General features: G+C 70.0%; 15 protein-coding genes and 1 tRNA gene. 8 read left to right on the forward strand and 8 right to left on the reverse strand.

The window, feature by feature from the left end:
- Window position 1: 1 nt before the first annotated feature.
- A complete protein-coding gene (gene argS / locus KBX71_RS21315; protein WP_210819736.1) occupies window positions 2–1,669 on the reverse strand; it encodes an arginine--tRNA ligase in 1,668 nt (555 codons plus the stop codon).
- A 97-nt stretch (window positions 1,670–1,766) separates the two neighbouring features.
- Between argS and KBX71_RS21320 the strand changes: the two genes are divergently transcribed.
- The 4 genes from KBX71_RS21320 to KBX71_RS21335 all read left to right on the forward strand — a co-directional run bounded on the left by KBX71_RS21320 (window position 1,767) and on the right by KBX71_RS21335 (window position 4,949).
- Window positions 1,767–2,570, forward strand: a complete 804-nt coding sequence (locus tag KBX71_RS21320; protein WP_196929720.1) for a DUF3105 domain-containing protein — start codon at window positions 1,767–1,769, stop codon at window positions 2,568–2,570.
- An 8-nt stretch (window positions 2,571–2,578) separates the two neighbouring features.
- On the forward strand, window positions 2,579–3,247 hold the full coding sequence (locus KBX71_RS21325) for a DUF305 domain-containing protein (RefSeq protein ID WP_210819737.1): 669 nt from the start codon (window positions 2,579–2,581) through the stop codon (window positions 3,245–3,247).
- 844 nt (window positions 3,248–4,091) lie between these two features.
- Window positions 4,092–4,784, forward strand: a complete 693-nt coding sequence (locus KBX71_RS21330; RefSeq protein ID WP_210819738.1) for a winged helix-turn-helix domain-containing protein — start codon at window positions 4,092–4,094, stop codon at window positions 4,782–4,784.
- A gap of 90 nt (window positions 4,785–4,874) precedes the next feature.
- Window positions 4,875–4,949, forward strand: a tRNA-Arg gene (locus KBX71_RS21335).
- A 155-nt stretch (window positions 4,950–5,104) separates the two neighbouring features.
- Here KBX71_RS21335 and KBX71_RS21340 read toward each other — a convergent pair.
- The 6 genes from KBX71_RS21340 to KBX71_RS21365 all read right to left on the reverse strand — a co-directional run bounded on the left by KBX71_RS21340 (window position 5,105) and on the right by KBX71_RS21365 (window position 12,113).
- Complete coding sequence (locus KBX71_RS21340) at window positions 5,105–6,019, reverse strand: hypothetical protein (RefSeq protein WP_210819739.1); 915 nt, start codon at window positions 6,017–6,019, stop codon at window positions 5,105–5,107.
- A gap of 281 nt (window positions 6,020–6,300) precedes the next feature.
- Window positions 6,301–8,673 (reverse strand): excinuclease ABC subunit UvrA, encoded by a 2,373-nt coding sequence (locus KBX71_RS21345; protein ID WP_210819740.1) that lies wholly within the window; start codon window positions 8,671–8,673, stop codon window positions 6,301–6,303.
- A 29-nt stretch (window positions 8,674–8,702) separates the two neighbouring features.
- Window positions 8,703–9,113, reverse strand: coding sequence for a VOC family protein (locus KBX71_RS21350; protein WP_210819741.1), 411 nt, complete (start codon window positions 9,111–9,113; stop codon window positions 8,703–8,705).
- A 5-nt stretch (window positions 9,114–9,118) separates the two neighbouring features.
- Window positions 9,119–9,568, reverse strand: a complete 450-nt coding sequence (locus tag KBX71_RS21355; RefSeq protein WP_196929715.1) for a helix-turn-helix transcriptional regulator — start codon at window positions 9,566–9,568, stop codon at window positions 9,119–9,121.
- A 69-nt stretch (window positions 9,569–9,637) separates the two neighbouring features.
- Window positions 9,638–10,597: a DNA polymerase domain-containing protein gene (locus KBX71_RS21360; protein ID WP_210819742.1), complete on the reverse strand. Its 960-nt coding sequence runs from the start codon at window positions 10,595–10,597 to the stop codon at window positions 9,638–9,640.
- Between the two features lie 31 nt (window positions 10,598–10,628).
- Window positions 10,629–12,113 (reverse strand): MFS transporter, encoded by a 1,485-nt coding sequence (locus tag KBX71_RS21365; protein WP_210819743.1) that lies wholly within the window; start codon window positions 12,111–12,113, stop codon window positions 10,629–10,631.
- Window positions 12,114–12,188: 75 nt separating this feature from the next.
- Between KBX71_RS21365 and KBX71_RS21370 the strand changes: the two genes are divergently transcribed.
- The 3 genes from KBX71_RS21370 (at window position 12,189) to KBX71_RS21380 (ending at window position 15,538) form a co-directional block, all read left to right on the forward strand.
- On the forward strand, window positions 12,189–12,623 hold the full coding sequence (locus KBX71_RS21370) for a helix-turn-helix domain-containing protein (protein WP_247683851.1): 435 nt from the start codon (window positions 12,189–12,191) through the stop codon (window positions 12,621–12,623).
- Between the two features lie 102 nt (window positions 12,624–12,725).
- Entirely contained in the window at window positions 12,726–13,313 is a 588-nt protein-coding gene (locus KBX71_RS21375; protein WP_124823146.1) for a TetR/AcrR family transcriptional regulator, read from the forward strand.
- Window positions 13,313–15,538, forward strand: a complete 2,226-nt coding sequence (locus KBX71_RS21380) for an MMPL family transporter (RefSeq protein ID WP_210819744.1) — start codon at window positions 13,313–13,315, stop codon at window positions 15,536–15,538. The genes KBX71_RS21375 and KBX71_RS21380 overlap by 1 nt, the downstream gene beginning before the upstream one ends.
- A 52-nt stretch (window positions 15,539–15,590) precedes the next feature.
- Here KBX71_RS21380 and KBX71_RS21385 read toward each other — a convergent pair whose 3' ends face one another.
- A complete protein-coding gene (locus KBX71_RS21385; protein WP_210819745.1) occupies window positions 15,591–16,847 on the reverse strand; it encodes an erythromycin esterase family protein in 1,257 nt (418 codons plus the stop codon).
- A gap of 128 nt (window positions 16,848–16,975) precedes the next feature.
- Here KBX71_RS21385 and KBX71_RS21390 point away from each other — a divergent pair, with 128 nt between their 5' ends.
- The gene (locus KBX71_RS21390) at window positions 16,976–17,167 is read left to right on the forward strand and encodes a DUF2795 domain-containing protein (protein ID WP_124815096.1); all 192 of its coding nucleotides are present in this window, start codon (window positions 16,976–16,978) and stop codon (window positions 17,165–17,167) included.
- The last annotated feature ends 179 nt before the right edge of the window (window positions 17,168–17,346 follow it).

Raw genomic sequence — 17,346 nt, forward strand, 5'->3', positions numbered from 1 at the left:
GTCACATCCTCTCGGGTGCGGAGACGCCGAGCAGGTACAGGCCGTTGGCGACCACCGTGCGGGTGGCGTCGTTGAGCCAGAGCCGGGCCCGGTGCAGGTCGGTGATCTCTTCGTCGCCGCGCGGCAGGATCCGGCAGTTGTCGTAGAACCGGTGGTAGGACTGCGCGACGCTCTCCTCCAGGTAGCGGGCCACCCGGTGCGGTTCGCGCAGCTCGGCGGCGGTGGCGACCACCGCCGGGAACTCGGCGAGCGCCTTGAGCAGCTCGTTCTCCTTCTCATGATCGAGCAGCTCGGGGCGGAAGTCCTCGGGCGCGCCCCGAGTCAGCCCCAGATCGGCAGCGTTACTGGACAGGTTCGCCGTCCGCGCGCCGACGTACTGCACGTAGTGGACCGGGTTGTCGTTCTTGGCCTTGGTCCACAGCTCGATGTCGATGTCGATCGGGGAGTCGCTGGAGTAGCGGGCCAACGCGTACCGGGAGGCATCCACGCCGATCGCCTCGACCAGGTCCTCCAGGGTGATCACGGTGCCGGCCCGCTTACTCATCCGCATCGGGGCGCCGTCGCGCAGCAAATTGACCAGCTGCCCGATGAGGATCTCCAGGTTGCGCTCCGGGTCGTCGCCGAAGCAGGCGGACATCGCCTTCATCCGGCCGATGTACCCGTGGTGGTCGGCGCCCAGCATGATCACGACCCGCTCGAAGCCGCGCTCGCGCTTGTCCAGGTAGTAGGCGCAGTCCGCGGCGAAGTACGTCCACTCGCCGTTGGACTTGCGCAGCACCCGGTCCTTGTCGTCGCCGAAGTCGGTGGTGCGCAGCCAGGTGGCGCCCTCGGACTCGTAGAGGTGCCCCTGCTCACGCAGCCGGTTCAACGCCAGGTCGAGCTCACCCCGGTCGTGCAGGTCCTTCTCGTTGAAGTAGGTGTCGAACTCCACCCCGAAGTCACGCAGCGAGGTGCGGATCTCGTCGAACATCAGCGCGACGCCCTCGACCCGGAAGACCTCCTGGGCGGCGGCGTCGTCGAGCGAGCGCACCTCCGGCCGGCGGGCCTGCACCTCGGTGGCGATCTCGGCGATGTACGCCCCGCCGTAACCGTCCTCCGGCGCCGGCTCACCCTTCGAGGCCGCGAGCAGCGAGCGGGCGAACCTGTCGATCTGCGAACCGGCGTCGTTGAAGTAGTACTCCGTGCCGACGTCGGCGCCGGTGGCGCGCAGCAGCCGACTCAGCGCGTCACCCACGGCCGCCCAGCGGACCCCGCCGATGTGCACCGGCCCGGTCGGGTTGGCCGAGACGAACTCCAGGTTGATCTTCTCGCCGGCGAGCCGGTCACTGCGGCCGTACTCCGCGCCGGCCTCGACGATCACCCGCGCGAGCTGACCGGCCGCAGCGGCGTCGAGCCGGATGTTCAGGAAGCCCGGCCCGGCGATTTCCACCGATTTGACACCCGACGCCCGGCCCAGCTCGTCGGCCAGGGCCGTAGCCAGCTCCCGAGGTGGGACGCCCACCTTCTTGCTCAACTGCAGCGCGAGCGTCGAGGCGTAGTCGCCGTGCTCGGGGTTGCGCGGTCGCTCCACCACCGTGCTCGCCGGCAGCGCCGCGCGGTCGAGCCCACGCTGCTCGAAGACGGCGTGGGCGGCGGCAAGGACGACCGAGGCTAGTTCTGCAGGAGTCACCCAACCATGTTATCGGGGGTAGACTCGGGCACTCGGCGGCTCCCCTGCGCGTCATCCGGCCCGCCACTCCCCTGCCCGACCGACTTGACGAGGCACGATGAGCATCAGCACCCCGGGTGGCCCTGAGCGCCGCCCGACCGTGGTCAGCACCGGCAAGAAGCCGGCCGCGGGCCGGCCGGCGTCCGGCGCCAAGGCCGGTTCCGGCAAGCCGACGGGCACCCCCCGGGCCGGCGGCAAGGGCCCGCGCAAGCCGGTCACCCCGGTCAAGGTGAGCCAGGGCCGCGCGTGGGGGCCGATCGCGCTCTTCGTCGCGGTCGGCGTGCTCGCGGCCGGCATCATCGGGTACGGCGCCTGGGCGTCCTTCCAGGGCTCCAAGCCGTGGGACAAGCGGGCCAACGCCATCGACGGCATCGCCAACATCCGCAAGTCCGACCCGGACAGCCTGAAGTACGAGTCGCACAAGGCTGGCCCACTGACCTGGAACTACTCGCCGCCGGTGGGTGGGGTGCACAACGCCGCCTGGCAGAACTGCATGGGCGACGTGTACGACGCCCCGATCGCCAACGAGCACGCGGTGCACAGCCTGGAGCACGGCGCGGTGTGGATCACCTACCGCCCCGACCTGCCCAAGGACCAGGTCGACAAGCTCGCCAGCAAGGTGCGCGGTGTCGAGAAGACGCTGATGAGCCCCTACGAGGGCCTGGACAAGCCGATCTCGCTGCAGGCCTGGGGCTACCAGCTCAAGGTCGACAACGCCGACGACTCGCGGATCGACGAGTTCATCAAGGACCTGCGGGTGAACGCCTCCGTCGAAGGCCCGACGGCGCTCTGCAACACCGGCATCACCGCCACCGGCACCACGCCGCGTGAGCTCCAGCAGCAGCAACAGCCCACCCAGTAAGGACGGCAATGACCGCTCCGGCAACCACCGACAGCGAGTACGACGAGATCCCGGCCGCCCCGGACGAGGGCGGCCGGGCCCCGGCGTCGCGCTACGGCGTGCTGGCGCTCGCCATCATGGTGGTGGTGGGGCTCCTCCTCGGGTACGCCGGCGGTCTGCTCACCCCGCGGCTCACCCGACCCGGTGACGCCTCGGTCGAGGCGGGCTTCGCCCGGGACATGACGACCCACCACGCGCAGGCTGTGGAGATGAGCCTGATCGCGTACCGGTCGGCGACCCTCCCCGAGGTACGGCAGATCGCCGTCGACATCGCCACCGGTCAGCAGGGCGAAATCGGCGCGATGCAGACCTGGCTCCGCGAATGGGACCTCAGCCCGACCGGGTCGAAGCCGCCGATGTCGTGGATGTCCGACGGGGCCACCGTCAAGGACGGTCTGATGCCGGGCATGGCCACGCCGCAACAGATGACCGCTCTTCGCGACGCCCAGGGCGTCGAGGTGGATCGACAGTTCCTGGCCCTGATGTATGCCCACCACCTGGGCGGCATCCACATGGTCGACGCGGTGCTCGGCGCGACCGACAACGCCGAGGTGGTGCGGGTGGCGAAGACCATGAAGGCCACCCAGCAGACCGAGTTGAACAACCTCCGGCAGCTCCAGGAGCAGGCCAAGGGCTGACCGACCGGACGGCCGCACCAGGCCCGCGTCCCCGCCGATCTGTGGCGGTGGCGCGGGCCGCACCATGTCGACACCAACACTCCCCGCGGCTCGGCCCCCGCGCCGCCACCGACACGGTCCCCCACAACCGGCCCCACCTCGGCCCGACCTCGGCACCGGCCGCAGCCCCCACCTCGGCCGCACCTCGGGTCCGGCCGGCCCCCGGGCGCAGTCCCGGCCGGAGCCCTGGCTCCAGTCCCGGGCGCAGCCCCGGCCCCAGTCCCGGCCCCAGTCCCGGCCCCAGTCCCGGCCCCAGTCCCGGCCCCAGTCCCGGCCGCAGTCCCGGCCGCATGCCTTGGGCGCAGTCCCGGCCGCATGCCTTGGGCGCAGTCCTGGCCCGAGCCCTGGCTCTATCCCTTGATCGACTCGGTTTTCAGGAAACCGCGCTGTCCACACGACCAAGACACCCCGACTTCCAGAAACCCGAGTCAATCAAGGCTGGCCGCGCCATCCAGCCACCGACCTCGGCCGCCTAGTCGCCAGCCACCATTCGAGATCTTGGACACTTTCCGTCAGCTGCTGACGGAAAGTGTCCAAGATCTCGAACGCGGCTCCAGGGCTCCAGGGCTCCAGGGCTCCTGGGCGATGATCGACTCGGTTTTCAGGAAGCCGCGCCGTCCGCGCGATCGGGAAACCCCGACTTCCAAGAAGCCGAGTCGATCTAGGCGCTGGACTGCCGGCTGTGGGGCGAGAAAGCCTACTTGTCGCTTTTGGGTGTTTTGCCCGGCACAGGCGATTACGTTGCTTAGAGAGTTTTCTCCCCACATATCGTGACCAGTTGCGATTCGGGCTCGTTGCCCAAGACGTGGGGGTTGCACTCAGAGACGCACGGCGTTCGGTCACCAGTTGGTGCCGACGCCACACCATCGGTGGTGACGGGGCGGTGGCAGCCGTCCGTCGCGGACAGCGGCAGGGCGAGCCGGGAATGCTCAGCCGCGAACAGGAACTCGAGTTGATCGACATGCTCCGGGGCGTTCACCCCGACGAGTTCGGCCTGGACGAGGAGCTGTGGACGCGGCAGAGCCTCACCACGCTCATCCAGCGGCGCTTCGACCTGCCGTTGGACGTTGGCGCGGTCGGGGCGTACCTGCGGGCCTGGGGGTTGGGTCCGCGGGAGCCGCGCGAGCGGGCCTGCGGCCTCTGCGTTAGCGCGGTCGAGCGTTGGGTTCGTAGCGAGTACCCGGCGATCACCCGGGCCGCCCAGGAGCACCTCGCGGAGGTCTACTGGATCGGCCGGGTCCGGTTGCGCGGCACGATGCCGGCGGCCGACGTGATCTCCGCTGTCTCGTCTCGCGGTCGGGTGCGCTTCATGATCACCACGCCGACGGTGGACCCGCCGCTCCCCCGCGACTTCGTGTTGCGGCTCAGCGGGGAGGAGCAGCGCACCGTCCACCTGATCGTGGACGGCTCCTGGCCCCGCAACGAGTGGCCCCGTCGGCCCCCTCGGCGAATCGTCCTGCACCCGCTGCCGAGCTGCGGGCGGGCGACAGCCGCCTGAGCACCGGGTGGGCCGGTCCGACACGATCGGCTCACCCGATACCGATTCGGCGTACGCAGGGGAGGTTTGCTAGTCTTCTCCAGTCGCTGAGCCCCCGTAGCTCAGGGGATAGAGCACCGCCCTCCGGAGGCGGGGGCGCAGGTTCGAATCCTGCCGGGGGCACCAAGATTGCTCAGCACAATAAGGCCTCTGACCAGGGAAACCCGGTCGGGGGCCTTACTCATGTGCCCAGCCAACCCAGGCGACGTGCCATAGGTCGTGCGGACCACCAATGCCGCGAACACCCGCGCAAGCGGCGGCAGCAGCGCCGGACCCTTCGATCAGAACACCAGGACGCCAACATCGAGTACAACTATCATCGCGATCACCAACACCGGAATAGCGATTGCCATCGCAAAGACGCTGATCAGCAATACAACCAATCCCTCCTTCCATTCCTCTCGGGTTGTGCGAGGAGGGGAGGGCTGGCCTGCTGGGCGGGTCGCGGGCGCCGGACGGGCCGTGGAGTATGAATAAGCAGCACTGGCGAGAAACCCCAACGCGGTAACAAGGACTGGGGAGGCAGCTAGTGCCAGCATCGACACTGGGTGGCTGGTAGTCCATTCCCAGAAGGCTTGGATGTCGGGGGCGAATCTCCCGGCGTCCTGAATCTTGGCGTTCGCTGACCTGCCTATCCAGGTCAGGTGTGCCATGGTCAGCAATAACGGAGCCACGACGAACCAGGTGGCCGGCAGAACCCACTCACGCACCGCCCCGGAGAAACCGGAACGTCCTTCGGCTGGGTCTCCATCCGCAACTGCGGCATCTCCGGAATTCTCGAAGCTTGGCGTGGGCGTGCTTGATTCGACCATCGCCGACGGCTCGCGTGCCGCCAGCGTCGCGATCACCTCAGGGCCTGCATCCGTTGCCGCCGGGTCGCTTGTTGCAGGTGACCCGGAAACTGATTGTCTCTCCATCAGCCTGGCGTCTGCTGCCGTCATAGCGGGTTCCGGGATTGTTGGTGGCTCCGGGGCCATCGGGTTTGCCTGGGCTCCAAGGATCGCCGCGTGCAACGCCATGTCCGCGGCCGGCGACGATGCCACTTCGGCTTCTGCCGAAGCGGATGAATCGCTTGGTTTCGGGTTGCCTGGACCACCGTTACGCAACACTCGGACAGTTATCACTGCGCTGGCGATGCCGGCGACGGCCGAGACAACCGAAGCGATCTTGTCCGAGACGTCCAGGAGATCCGCCATAGGCAATATCATAGATTAGGTGGGAAGTGAGAAGGGGTGGCCAGCCAACTCATTGTCGTCCTATACGTGACAGGCCCCGCCAAGAACACATCGACGTCGACCTGCGGAGCGACCACAACGACCGCACATGCCACCCGAATAGGGACGACGAGCACCTCGTCTCGCTGGCAATGCGCATTGCGACCGCGATTGACGACTCGACGATTCCCTAGCCGTCTCGGCCGCGCACGTACTCTGGCCGCCGGTCGCACAGAGGTTCGATCGGCGACCAGGGCCTTTGGTCAGCTGCCGACGTATGCCGCCAGGTGCTCGCCGGTGAGGGTGGAGCGGGAGGCGACAAGGTCGGCGGGTGTGCCCTCGAAGACGATGCGACCACCGTCGTGGCCGGCGCCGGGGCCGATGTCGATGATCCAGTCGGCGTGCGCCATGACCGCCTGGTGATGTTCGATGACGATCACCGACTTGCCGGCGTCGACCAGGCGGTCGAGCAGGCCGAGTAGTTGTTCGACGTCGGCCAGGTGCAGGCCGGTGGTCGGCTCGTCGAGGACGTAGACGCCGCCCTTCTCGGCCATGTGGGTGGCCAGCTTGAGCCGTTGCCGTTCCCCGCCGGAGAGGGTGGTGAGCGGCTGACCCAGGCTCAGGTAGCCGAGCCCGACGTCGGCGAGCCGATCGAGGATGGCGTGCGCTGCCGGCGTACGTGCCTCGCCGGCGCCGAAGAACTTCTCGGCCTCCGTCACCGACATCGCGAGCACCTCGCTGATGTCGCGACCGCCGAAGCGGTATTCCAGGACCGACGCCTGGAACCGCTTGCCCTCGCAGTCCTCGCAGGGTGCGGCAACCCCGGCCATCATCCCCAGGTCTGTGTAGATGACGCCGGCGCCGTTGCAGCTCGGGCAGGCGCCCTCGGAGTTGGCGCTGAACAGCGCCGGCTTCACCCCGTTGGCCTTCGCGAACGCCTTACGGATCGGGTCGAGCAACCCGGTGTACGTGGCCGGGTTGCTGCGCCGTGAGCCGCGGATGGCGCCCTGGTCGATCGAGACCACGCCGGCACCGGCCGGGATCGACCCGTGCACCAGCGAACTCTTGCCGGAGCCGGCGACACCGGTCACGACGACGAGCACCCCGAGGGGTACGTCGACGTTCACGTCCTGGAGGTTGTTGGCCGTGGCGCCGCGGATCTCCAGTTTGCCGGCGGGTTTCCGCACCGTCTCCTTGAGCGCCGCCCGGTCGTCGAGGTGGCGGCCGGTGATGGTGCCGCTGGCCCGCAGGCCCTGCACGGTGCCCTCGTAGCAGACCGTCCCGCCGTCCGTGCCGGCCCCGGGCCCGAGGTCGACGACGTGGTCGGCGATGGCGATGGCCTCCGGCTTGTGCTCCACGACCAGCACTGTGTTGCCCTTGTCGCGCAGTTGGAGCAGCAGCTCGTTCATCCGTTGGATGTCGTGCGGGTGCAGCCCGATGGTCGGCTCGTCGAAGACGTAGGTGACGTCGGTGAGCGAGGAGCCGAGGTGGCGGATCATCTTGGTGCGCTGCGCCTCGCCACCGGAGAGGGTGCCCGACGGCCGATCGAGCGACAGGTAGCCCAGCCCGATCTCCTCGAACGAGTCGAGGAGGTGTTGCAGGCCCGCCAGCAGCGGGGCCACCGACGGTTCTTTGATCCCGCGCACCCAGGCGGCCAGGTCACTGATCTGCATCGCGCAGGCGTCGGCGATGTTCTTTCCCTTGATCTTCGATGACCTGGCCTCCTTGCTGAGCCGGGTGCCGGCACACTCGGGGCAGGTCGTGAAGGTCACCGCGCGCTCCACGAAGGCGCGGATGTGCGGCTGCAACGCGTCGATGTCCTTGGCGAGGAAGGACTTCTGGATCGACGGGATCAGGCCCGCGTACGTCAGGTTGATCCCATCGATTTTGATCTTGGTCGGCTCCCGGTGGAGCAGGTCGTGCAGCTCCCGCTTGTTGAACTTGGCGATCGGCTTGTCCGGGTCGAAGTAGCCGCAGCCACGGAAGATCCGGCCGTACCAGCCCTCCATGCTGTAACCCGGGATGGTGATCGCGCCCTCGTTGAGCGAGAGGTTGTCGTCGTAGAGCGCCGACAGGTCGATGTCGGTCACCGCGCCCATGCCCTCGCACCGCGGGCACATGCCGCCGAGACGGTTGAAGGTCGCCTTCTCGGTCTTCGTCTTGCCGGCGCCGCGATCGACTGTGATCGCACCTGTCGCCTTCACCGAGGGGACATTGAAGGAGTACGCGTTGGGCGAGCCGATCTGTGGCTGCCCGAGCCGGCTGAACAGGATGCGCAGCATCGCGTTGGCGTCGGTGGCGGTGCCGACGGTGGAGCGGGAATTCGCGCCCATCCGCTCCTGGTCGACGATGATCGCCGTGGTCAGGCCGTCCAGTAGGTCGACCTCGGGCCGGGCCAACGTCGGCATGAAGCCCTGCACGAAGGCGCTGTAGGTCTCGTTGATCATCCGCTGGGACTCGGCCGCGATGGTGCCGAACACCAGCGAACTCTTACCGGAGCCGGAGACACCGGTGAAGACCGTCAGCCGCCGCTTCGGGATCTCGACGTCGACGTCCTTGAGGTTGTTCACGCGCGCACCCTGCACGCGGATCAGGTCATGACTGTCGGCGACGTGCGGCTTACTGGCCGTGCTCATCGTGTCTCCCTGTGTCGGGCGCGGACGGTTCAGCGCACTTCCTGGATGCGGACCATGTTGCCCGCCGGGTCCCGGAAGGCACAGTCGCGCACGCCGTACGGCTGCTCGGTCGGTTCCTGGACCACCTCGGCGTCGCTGGCCTCCACCTTGGCGAAGGTGGCGTCGAGGTCGGTGGTGGCCAGGTTGACGCCGAAGTAGCTGCCCTTGGCCATCAGCTCAAGGATGGTCTGCCGCTCGTCGTCGGTGAGGCCGGGGTTGGCGGTTGGTGGGTGCAGGACGATGGCGGTGCTGGGCTGGCCGACCGGCCCGACCGTGATCCACCGCATTCCCTCGTAGCCGACGTCGAGGCGGACCTCGAAGCCGAGGATGTCGCGGTAGAAGGCCAGCGAGGCCTCCGGGTCGGTGTGCGGAAGGAAGCTTGAGTGAATGGTGATGTCCATGCTGGTCACGCTAGTTGCGCTGCGGTGACCCGCGCTTCTCGATTCCTGACCGGTCTGGTCACCTGCTTCGCCACGCACGACGGCATGCCCGCCGTCGCCTGCGCCGCCTGCCGCCGGTAGACGCTCGGCGGCACGCCCACCAGCTCAGTGAAGCGGGTGCTGAAGGTGCCCAGCGACGAACAACCAACCGCAAAACAGACGTCGGTGACGCTCAGGTCTCCGCGGCGCAGCAGGGCCATCGCCCGCTCGATCCGTCGGGTCATCAGGTAGCTGTAGGGGGATTCGCCATAGGCGAGCCGAAACTCGCGGCTGAGGTGCCCGGCCGACATGTGCGCGCCACGGGCGAGCGCCTCGACGTCCAGCGGCTGCGCGTACTCCCTGTCGATCCGGTCGCGGACCCGGCGCAGCCGCGCCAGGTCGCCCAGTCGCTGCGTCGCGTCGGGTTTGCTGCTCACCTGGGAAATCGTGCCACAACCCACCGACAATCGACCGCTCCCCGGACGCGAGCGGGGTCGACGAGTCGGTCAGCCGGCCTCGCGGCGGGCGCGGGCCCGGCGCTTCCCCTCGTGCATGGCCTGCACCCGGGCCACCGGGATGGTCCGGCCCTCGGCGACCAGATCGGCGGGGAGCGGTTGCGGGGCCGGCATCAGCGCGGCCCACGGGTCGCCGTCGGCGAGCAGCGACGGCGCGGTCCGGATGGTGAAGTCGGCGGGGGTCACCTCGATCAGGTCGGCCCAGTCGACCGGGAACGAAACAGGCATCCCGGGGCGCAGCCGGGGGCTGTACACGGCTGCGACGGTCGCCCCGCCCGCGCGGGTGGCGTCCACGAAGACCCGGCCACCCCGGTCCTCCTTGATGTACGCCGTGGTGGCCACCGCCGGGTCGAGCCGTTCGGCGCGGACGGCGAGCGCCCGGGTGGCGGCGGCCAACTCCTCGGCCGTGGCCTCGTCGGTCACCGGCACGAAGACGTGCACGCCCTTGGCGCCGCTGGTCTTGACCGCACCGGCCAGGCCGGCGTCGGCGAGCGCCTGGCGAACCAGCAGGGCCGCGGCGACCGCCGCGCGGAACCCGTCACCGTCCGGCGGGTCCAGGTCCAGGATCAGGTGGGTCGGGCGGTGCAGGTCAGCGACGGTGGCCAGCGTCGGGTGGTACTCCACCGCCCGTTGGTTGGCGAACCAGAGCAGGGTGCGGCGGTCGTCGCAGAGGGCGTACGAGATTTCCCGGTGCGACGCCTCGGCCCAGACCGGCGCCCGGCGGACCCAGTCCGGGGTGTAGCGGGGCAGGTTCTTCTGCATGAACGGCGGCTGGCCGGGGCGGACCCTGATCACCGACAGCGGCCGGCCCCGCAGGTGCGGGAGGATCCGGTCCCCGACCGCGTCGAGGTAGTCGACCAGGTCACGCTTCGTCGCGTCATCGCGGTCGGACAGCGGCTGGTCCAGGTTGGTCAGGGCCACGCCGTCCCGGGTCTCGTCAGCCTCACTCACCCGACCACCCTCCCGGGCTGACTGCCGTCGGTCAACCGGACGCGGCGCTTCGGTACGGATCGGTTTCGGCACCCACCGCGGCCGGGCCCGACAGGTCGGCGGCCGACGACGGCCCGGCCGCGCGTCGGGGCACTGTGGTCAGCGCCACCAGCCACGCGGCGACGACGAGGCCGGCGGCCACGGCGAACGCGGTCCGGTAGCCGCCGGCGAGCGCGGCGGTCTCGGCCCAACCGGCGGCCCGCAGCCCGTCGCTGCGGGCGGCGGCCAGGGTGGCCAGCGCGGCCAGGCCGACGGCGCCGCCGACCTGTTGGGTGGTGTTGGCCAGGCCGGAGGCGAGCCCGGCGTCCGTGTCGGTCGCGCCGGCCATGGCCAGTGTGGTCACCGCCGGCAGGGTCAGGCCGCCAGCCACCCCGAAGATCAACATCGCGGGGAGTACGTCGACGACGTAGGCGCCGTCGGCGGGCAGCCGGGCGAGGAGGAGGAAGCCGACTGTCGCCAGGACGAGCCCGACCAGCAGGACGCTCCGGGCACCCCAGCGGGCGATCAGTCGACCGGCCAGGCCGAGCGAGACCACGGCGATCACGACAGGGGTGGGCAGGAAGGCCCAGCCGGTCGCGGCGGCGTCCAGCCCCAGCACCAGTTGCAGTTCCACGGCGAGCAGGAGCTGGAAGCCGAAGTACGCGCAGACCATGAGGAACTGCACGGCGTTCGCCGCCACCAGACCCGGAACGCGCAGCACCCGGGACGGCACCAGCGGGGTCGCCGCCACCCGTTGGCGCAGCGCGAACCCGCCGAGCAGCAGCGCCGCGAGGGCCACCGCGCCGAGCGTCCGAGGGCTGGTCCAGCCGTGCTCACCCGTTCCCACGATGCCCAATACGGCGGCCATCAGACCGGCGGTGGCGAGCAGCGCGCCGGGCACGTCCAGGCCGCCCCGCAGGCCGATCCCCCGTTCGGCCGGGAGCCGGCGGAGGGCCGCGACGAGGATTGCCGCTCCGATCGGCACGTTGACCAGGAAGATCGTCCGCCACCCGGCGGCCTGGGTGAGCACCCCTCCGGCGACGGTGCCGACCGACGCGCCGGCCGCCCCGGTGAAGCTGAAGACGGCGATGGCACGGGCCCGCTCGGCCGGTTCGGGATAGAGCCGGACGATCATGCCGAGGCTGACGGCCATGGCCAGCGCCCCGCCGACGCCCTGCCCGAACCGCGCGCCCACCAGCAGGGCCGGCCCGGTGGCGACCGCGCAGGCCAACGAGGCCACTGTGAACAGCGCGACACCGGCCAGGAAGACCCCCCGCCGGCCCAGCAGGTCGCCGAGGCGCCCGGCGAGCAGCAGCAGCCCGCCGAACGCGACCAGGTAGGCGTTGACCACCCAGGCCAGGCCGGCGGCCGTGAAGCCCAGGTCACGTTGTACGGCGGGCAGCGCCACCGCGACGACTGTGCCATCCAAAATGATCATCAGGCTGCCGGCGCAGAGCACCAGCAACGCCGACCAGCGGGATGGGACGACACGCTCCATGGAACCCCTCCTTGGTGCACGATTTGTTACCGAGGTCATCGTCTGTGACCATGAACCGGAGCGGAAGGAGGCACTTTGATGTCCCAGAGGAACAGCGATGTGTCCGCGCTGGTCGAGGCCGAGCTGACCTGCGCGGCCGAGAACGTGCCGTTCACCCCGGGCCAGGCTCGGGCGTGCACCGTCCGCGAGGTGCTCGACCGGGTCGGCGGCAAGTGGAGCATCGGCATCCTGGTGGCCGCCTCGCACGGCCCGGTGCGCTTCACCGAGCTGGAGCGGCACATCGAGGGCATCAGCCGCCGGATGCTCACGCTGACGTTGCGCAACCTGGAACGGGACGGCCTGCTGCACCGCACCGTCTATCCGACCGTCCCGCCCAAGGTCGAGTACACCGCCACCCCGATGGCGCTGGAGCTGTACGAGTCACTTGTCGCGCTGACCGGCTGGGCCGAGCGGCACCGCCGGGCCATCGCCGAGGCGCGGACCACGTACGACGCCCAGCACGCCGGATAAGCCGAGCCAGGGGTGTGGTGAACACCACCGCTTCCGTCTGACCGATCGGTCAGGGTCTGACCGATCGGTCAGGCATGCTGGTTTGCGGGAGGTGGACCGGACATGGTCAGAGCGGTACCCGACACGCACGGCGAGATCCTCGCCGCGGCGGCGCGGCAGTTCACGGTGACCGGCTACCGGGGTACCTCCCTGCAGGACATCGCCCGGGAGGTCGGCTGCTCCAAGGCCACGGTGCTCTACCACTTCGCCAACAAGGAAGCCCTGCTCGCCGAGCTGATGGCTCCCGCGATCGAGGTGCTCCGCGACCTCGACGACCAGCTCAACGGCCTGACCGGGGCGGCCGCCCAGGACGTCGCCGCACAGGGCTTCGTCGACCTCGCGGTCCGGTTCCGGCGGGAGATCGCCGTACTGCGCGGCGAGTTCCCGGAGCTGCTGTGCCAACCGGCCTTCGCGCACATCCAGCAGATCTCCGATCGGCTGCGGGACGCGCTGGCCGGGCACTCCGACCGGCCGGGCGCTCGCATCGCCGCGCTGGTGCTTCTCGCCGGCATCTCCGAGGCATGCGCCGAGTTCACCGACATCCCCGACGACGAACTGCGCCCCGCCCTGCTCACCCTCGCCCGGCGGGCCGTCGAACCCGTCGACGCACCCCTGCCCCATCCACCCACGACCGAGGACAAGGACTCCTGATGGCCACCCTGCTCTACCGGCTCGGCCGGGGCGCGTTGCGCCGGCGACGGCTCGTCGTCGCGCTCTGGCTCGTCGTACTCGTCGTCGCCGGCCTGGCCGCGGCGACCCTGCGCGGCCCGACGGCGAGCAACTTCACGATGCCCGGCACCGAGAGCCAGCGCGCGCTCGACCTGCTCGCCGACCAGTTCCCCGCGGCCAGCGGCGCCACCGGCACCATCACCGTCAAGGCGCCCGCCGACGGCCAACTGGCCACCCCGCAGGGTCAGGCCGTGGTGCAGGAACTCGTCCAGCAGGCGTCGACACTGCCCGGCGTGGTCGGCGCGGTCAACCCGCTCCAGGTCGGCGCGGTCTCGCCCAACGGCCGGTACGCGCTGGTCCAGGTCCAGTTCGCCACCGGCGGGGACGACGTGACCGACGAGCAGCGCACCGCGTACGAGCAGGTTGGCGCGGCGGCCAAGGCACAGGGTTGGCAGGTCGCCCCCGGCGGCGAGGTGCTCGGCGGCGAGCCGGAGATCGGCTCCACCGAGGCGCTCGGCGTCCTGGTCGCCGCCATCGTTCTGATCATCACGTTCGGTTCCCTGGTCGCCGCCGGTATGACGATGCTCAACGCGCTGATCGGCGTGGGCGCCGGAATGGCCGGGCTGTTCGCGTTGAGCGGCGTCGTCCAGCTCACCAGCACCGCACCGATCCTGGCGTTGATGCTCGGTCTAGCGGTCGGCATCGACTACTCGCTCTTCATCACCTCCCGGCACCGGCAGAACCTGCTCGACGGCCTGTCCCCGGAGGAGGCGGTCGGCCGGGCCGTGGGCACCGCCGGCTCGGCAGTGGTCTTCGCCGGCGCCACAGTGGTCATCGCCCTGGCCGGGCTCGCCGTGGTGAACATCCCGTTCCTCACCGTGATGGGTCTCGCCGCCGCCGGCACGGTCACCGTCGCCGTACTCGTCGCCATCACCCTCCAGCCGGCCCTGCTCGGCTTCGCCGGTCGCCGGGTGCTCCCCCGCCGACTGCGCGCCGTCCCCACCGACGGCACCGCAGCTCAGGAGGACGACGCCGACGTCACCGACCGACCGGCCGCAGCGACGACAAAGACCGAGGAGCGCAACCGGTTCGGCTTCCGCTGGGCGCGACTGATCACCCGGTTCCGCGTACCCGTCATCCTGGTCGGCCTGCTCGGCCTGGGGCTGCTCGCGCTGCCCACGCCGGACATGCGGCTGGCCCTGCCGGGCGCCGCGACGGCCGCCGTCGGCTCGCCCGCCCGGGTGGCCAACGACCTGACCGTCGAAGGCTTCGGAGCGGGCTTCACCGGCCGGCTCGCGGTGGTCGTCGCCGGTGACACGCCGCAGGCCACCGCGGCCGCCGTGCCGCAGGTCACCGCCCTGCTCCAGCGCACCGAGAACGTCCTCGCGGTGGCACCGCCCCAGCTCAGCCCGGACGGACGGACCGCACTGCTCGGCGTGGTGCCGAAGACCGGCCCGACCGACGAGGCCACCGAGACCCTGGTGCATGACATCCGTGGCGCGGTGAGCGGTATCCCCGACGCGGACGTGCTGCTCACCGGCGTCACCGCCATCGGCATCGACGTCTCCGAGAAGCTGTCCGACGCGCTACCGATCTACCTGCTGCTGGTGGTCGGGCTCTCGGTGCTGCTGCTGATGCTGGTGTTCCGCTCGCTGCTGGTGCCGGTCAAGGCAGCGCTGGGCTTCCTGCTCACCGTCGCCGCCACGTTCGGCATCACGGTGGCGGTCTTCCAGCAGGGGCACCTCGCCGACCTCGTCGGCCTGGACACGCCCGGCCCGCTGATCAGCTTCCTGCCGATCCTGCTCATCGGCATCCTGTTCGGGCTCGCCATGGACTACGAGGTGTTCCTGGTGTCCCGGATGCGGGAGGACTTCGTTCACGGTGAGACCGCCCGACAGGCCACCATCAGCGGCATGGGGCACGGCGCACGGGTGGTCACGGCCGCCGCGCTGATCATGATGTCGGTCTTCGGGGGCTTCGTCTTCCTGGAGGACCCGGTGATCAAGTCGATGGGCTTCGCGCTCGCCATCGGCGTCGCCATCGACGCGTTCGTGGTCCGGATGACAATCGTCCCGGCGGTGATGTCGCTCCTCGGCGACCGCGCCTGGTGGTTGCCCCGCTGGCTCGACCGCGCCCTGCCCAACGTGGACATCGAAGGCGAGGGCCTGCGCACCCACCTGGAAGACCGCACCCCAACCCGCGTCTAACCCGCCCGTAGGTGGAGGTGTGGTGCCCGGCGGGCACCACACCTCCAGCGCGTCAGACGCCCGCCGGGTAGGTCTCCATCTCGCCGGGGGCCGCCGGCACCGGCAGCGGGTGCAGAGCCGTGGTGTCGTCGCACCAGATGAAGGCGTCGTACCTGTCGCCGAGCCGAGTGGGCACGTAGTTGCCCCAGGACTCGAACGACGGGTCGTAGACGACCCCGATCGCCCGGTGGTCCACGGTGTCGGTGACCCAGCCCGGCTGGTCGTCGCCGCCGAAGATCAGCACCGCCCGCTCCGGCATAAGCTCGTGCAGTCGCCGCTCGATCGAGCCCTCCCGAGCCGGGGGCACCACCATCGCCTCCGGCGGCGAACCCCAGCGGGGCGCGGCGATCACAGTGCCCCGGTAGCTGCCGAAGCCGACCAGGGCCACCGCGTCCTCGCCGTGCCGCTCCCGGGCCAACTGACCAATGTTGATCATCCCGTCGGCGGCCATGTCGGTGGCCCGCGCGTCCCCGACGTGCGTGTTGTGCGCCCAGACGACGCCCCGGGCGTCGGGGCCGTACCGGTCCATCAGCCGGTCCAGGGTGTCCTGCATGTGGGTGTCGCGGATGTTCCACGAGTCCGGCCCGCCGGCCACCATCGCCCGGTAGTAGCGCTCGGCGCCGGCCACCACCTCAGCGTTCTGCCAGGCCGAGAAGCGGTCCGGGCCGTCGGAGAGGGCGTGTTCGCGAGTCCGGGCGAGCAACCGGACGACCTCCTCCTCACAGCGGGCGGAGACGAACCGGCTGGCCATGCCGTACTCCTCGACCCTCTTGCCGTACGGCTCGAAACACCGGTACGCGTCCTGCGCCGCCTCCAGCGACTTCGGGTCCTCCTCCCCCAGGTAGTCGAAGATCGCCTGCATCGACTCCCAGAGGCTGTACACGTCGAGCCCGTGGAACCCGGCCCGTTGCTCCTCCGGCCGCTCCACGTTCCAGGCCCGCAGCCAACTGGCGAAACGGCCCACCTCGGCATTGGCCCACATCCAGGTCGGCCATCGCTCAAACTGGTGGAGCGCGAGCTGCGGTTCGAGCGCGCCGCCCGGTGCGGCCGTCACCGAACGGTGCACCCGGTCACAGTCGGGCCAGTCACCCTCCACGGCGACGAAGGAGAAGCCGCACTCCGCGATCAACCGGCGGGTGAGCTGCTCACGCAACCGGTAGTAGTCGTAAGTGCCGTGGGTCGACTCACCGATCATCACCACCCGGGCGTTGCGAACGCGCTCCAGCAACGGGTCGAAATCGCTCGGCGAGCCGAGCCGCTGAACCAGCATGCCAGCGGCTACCCGGCCGCCAGTGCGGCAAACCGTGGGCGCGTCGCGGGCCGACACGCCGGCCGCCGGGCCGTCGTGGCAGCCAACCAAGCCGGTGTACGACCACCGCGAGCGGGTAGCCGGCCGACATGACCGTCACCGGGGTTCAGTTGCAGGAGTACCTGGCCGGGCTCGACTACCCGGTCTCCCGGGAGGACCTGATCCGCTGGGGACAGGAGAACGGGGCCAGCACGGCCATGCTGCAAATGCTGCAAGCCCTACCACCCGACCAGTTCAACTCCCCCGACGAGTTGAACGCAGCCCTAACCACCCCCACCTGACCTCGACCCCCACCTGACCTCGGTGATCATGAAGTTATTGCCATCCGGCGCGGCTTGGGGTCAAGGGTTGAGTGCAATCGTTAGGGCGCGATGACTTCCGCGAGGCGTTGGGTTGGGGTGGCCCAGCCCAGCGTTTCGCGGGGTCGGGTGTTGAGTTCGTGGGCGATGTTGTCCAGGCC

Origin of the sequence: Micromonospora sp. D93, assembly GCF_018070365.1 — a bacterium.
Taxonomy (GTDB): domain Bacteria; phylum Actinomycetota; class Actinomycetes; order Mycobacteriales; family Micromonosporaceae; genus Micromonospora; species Micromonospora ureilytica.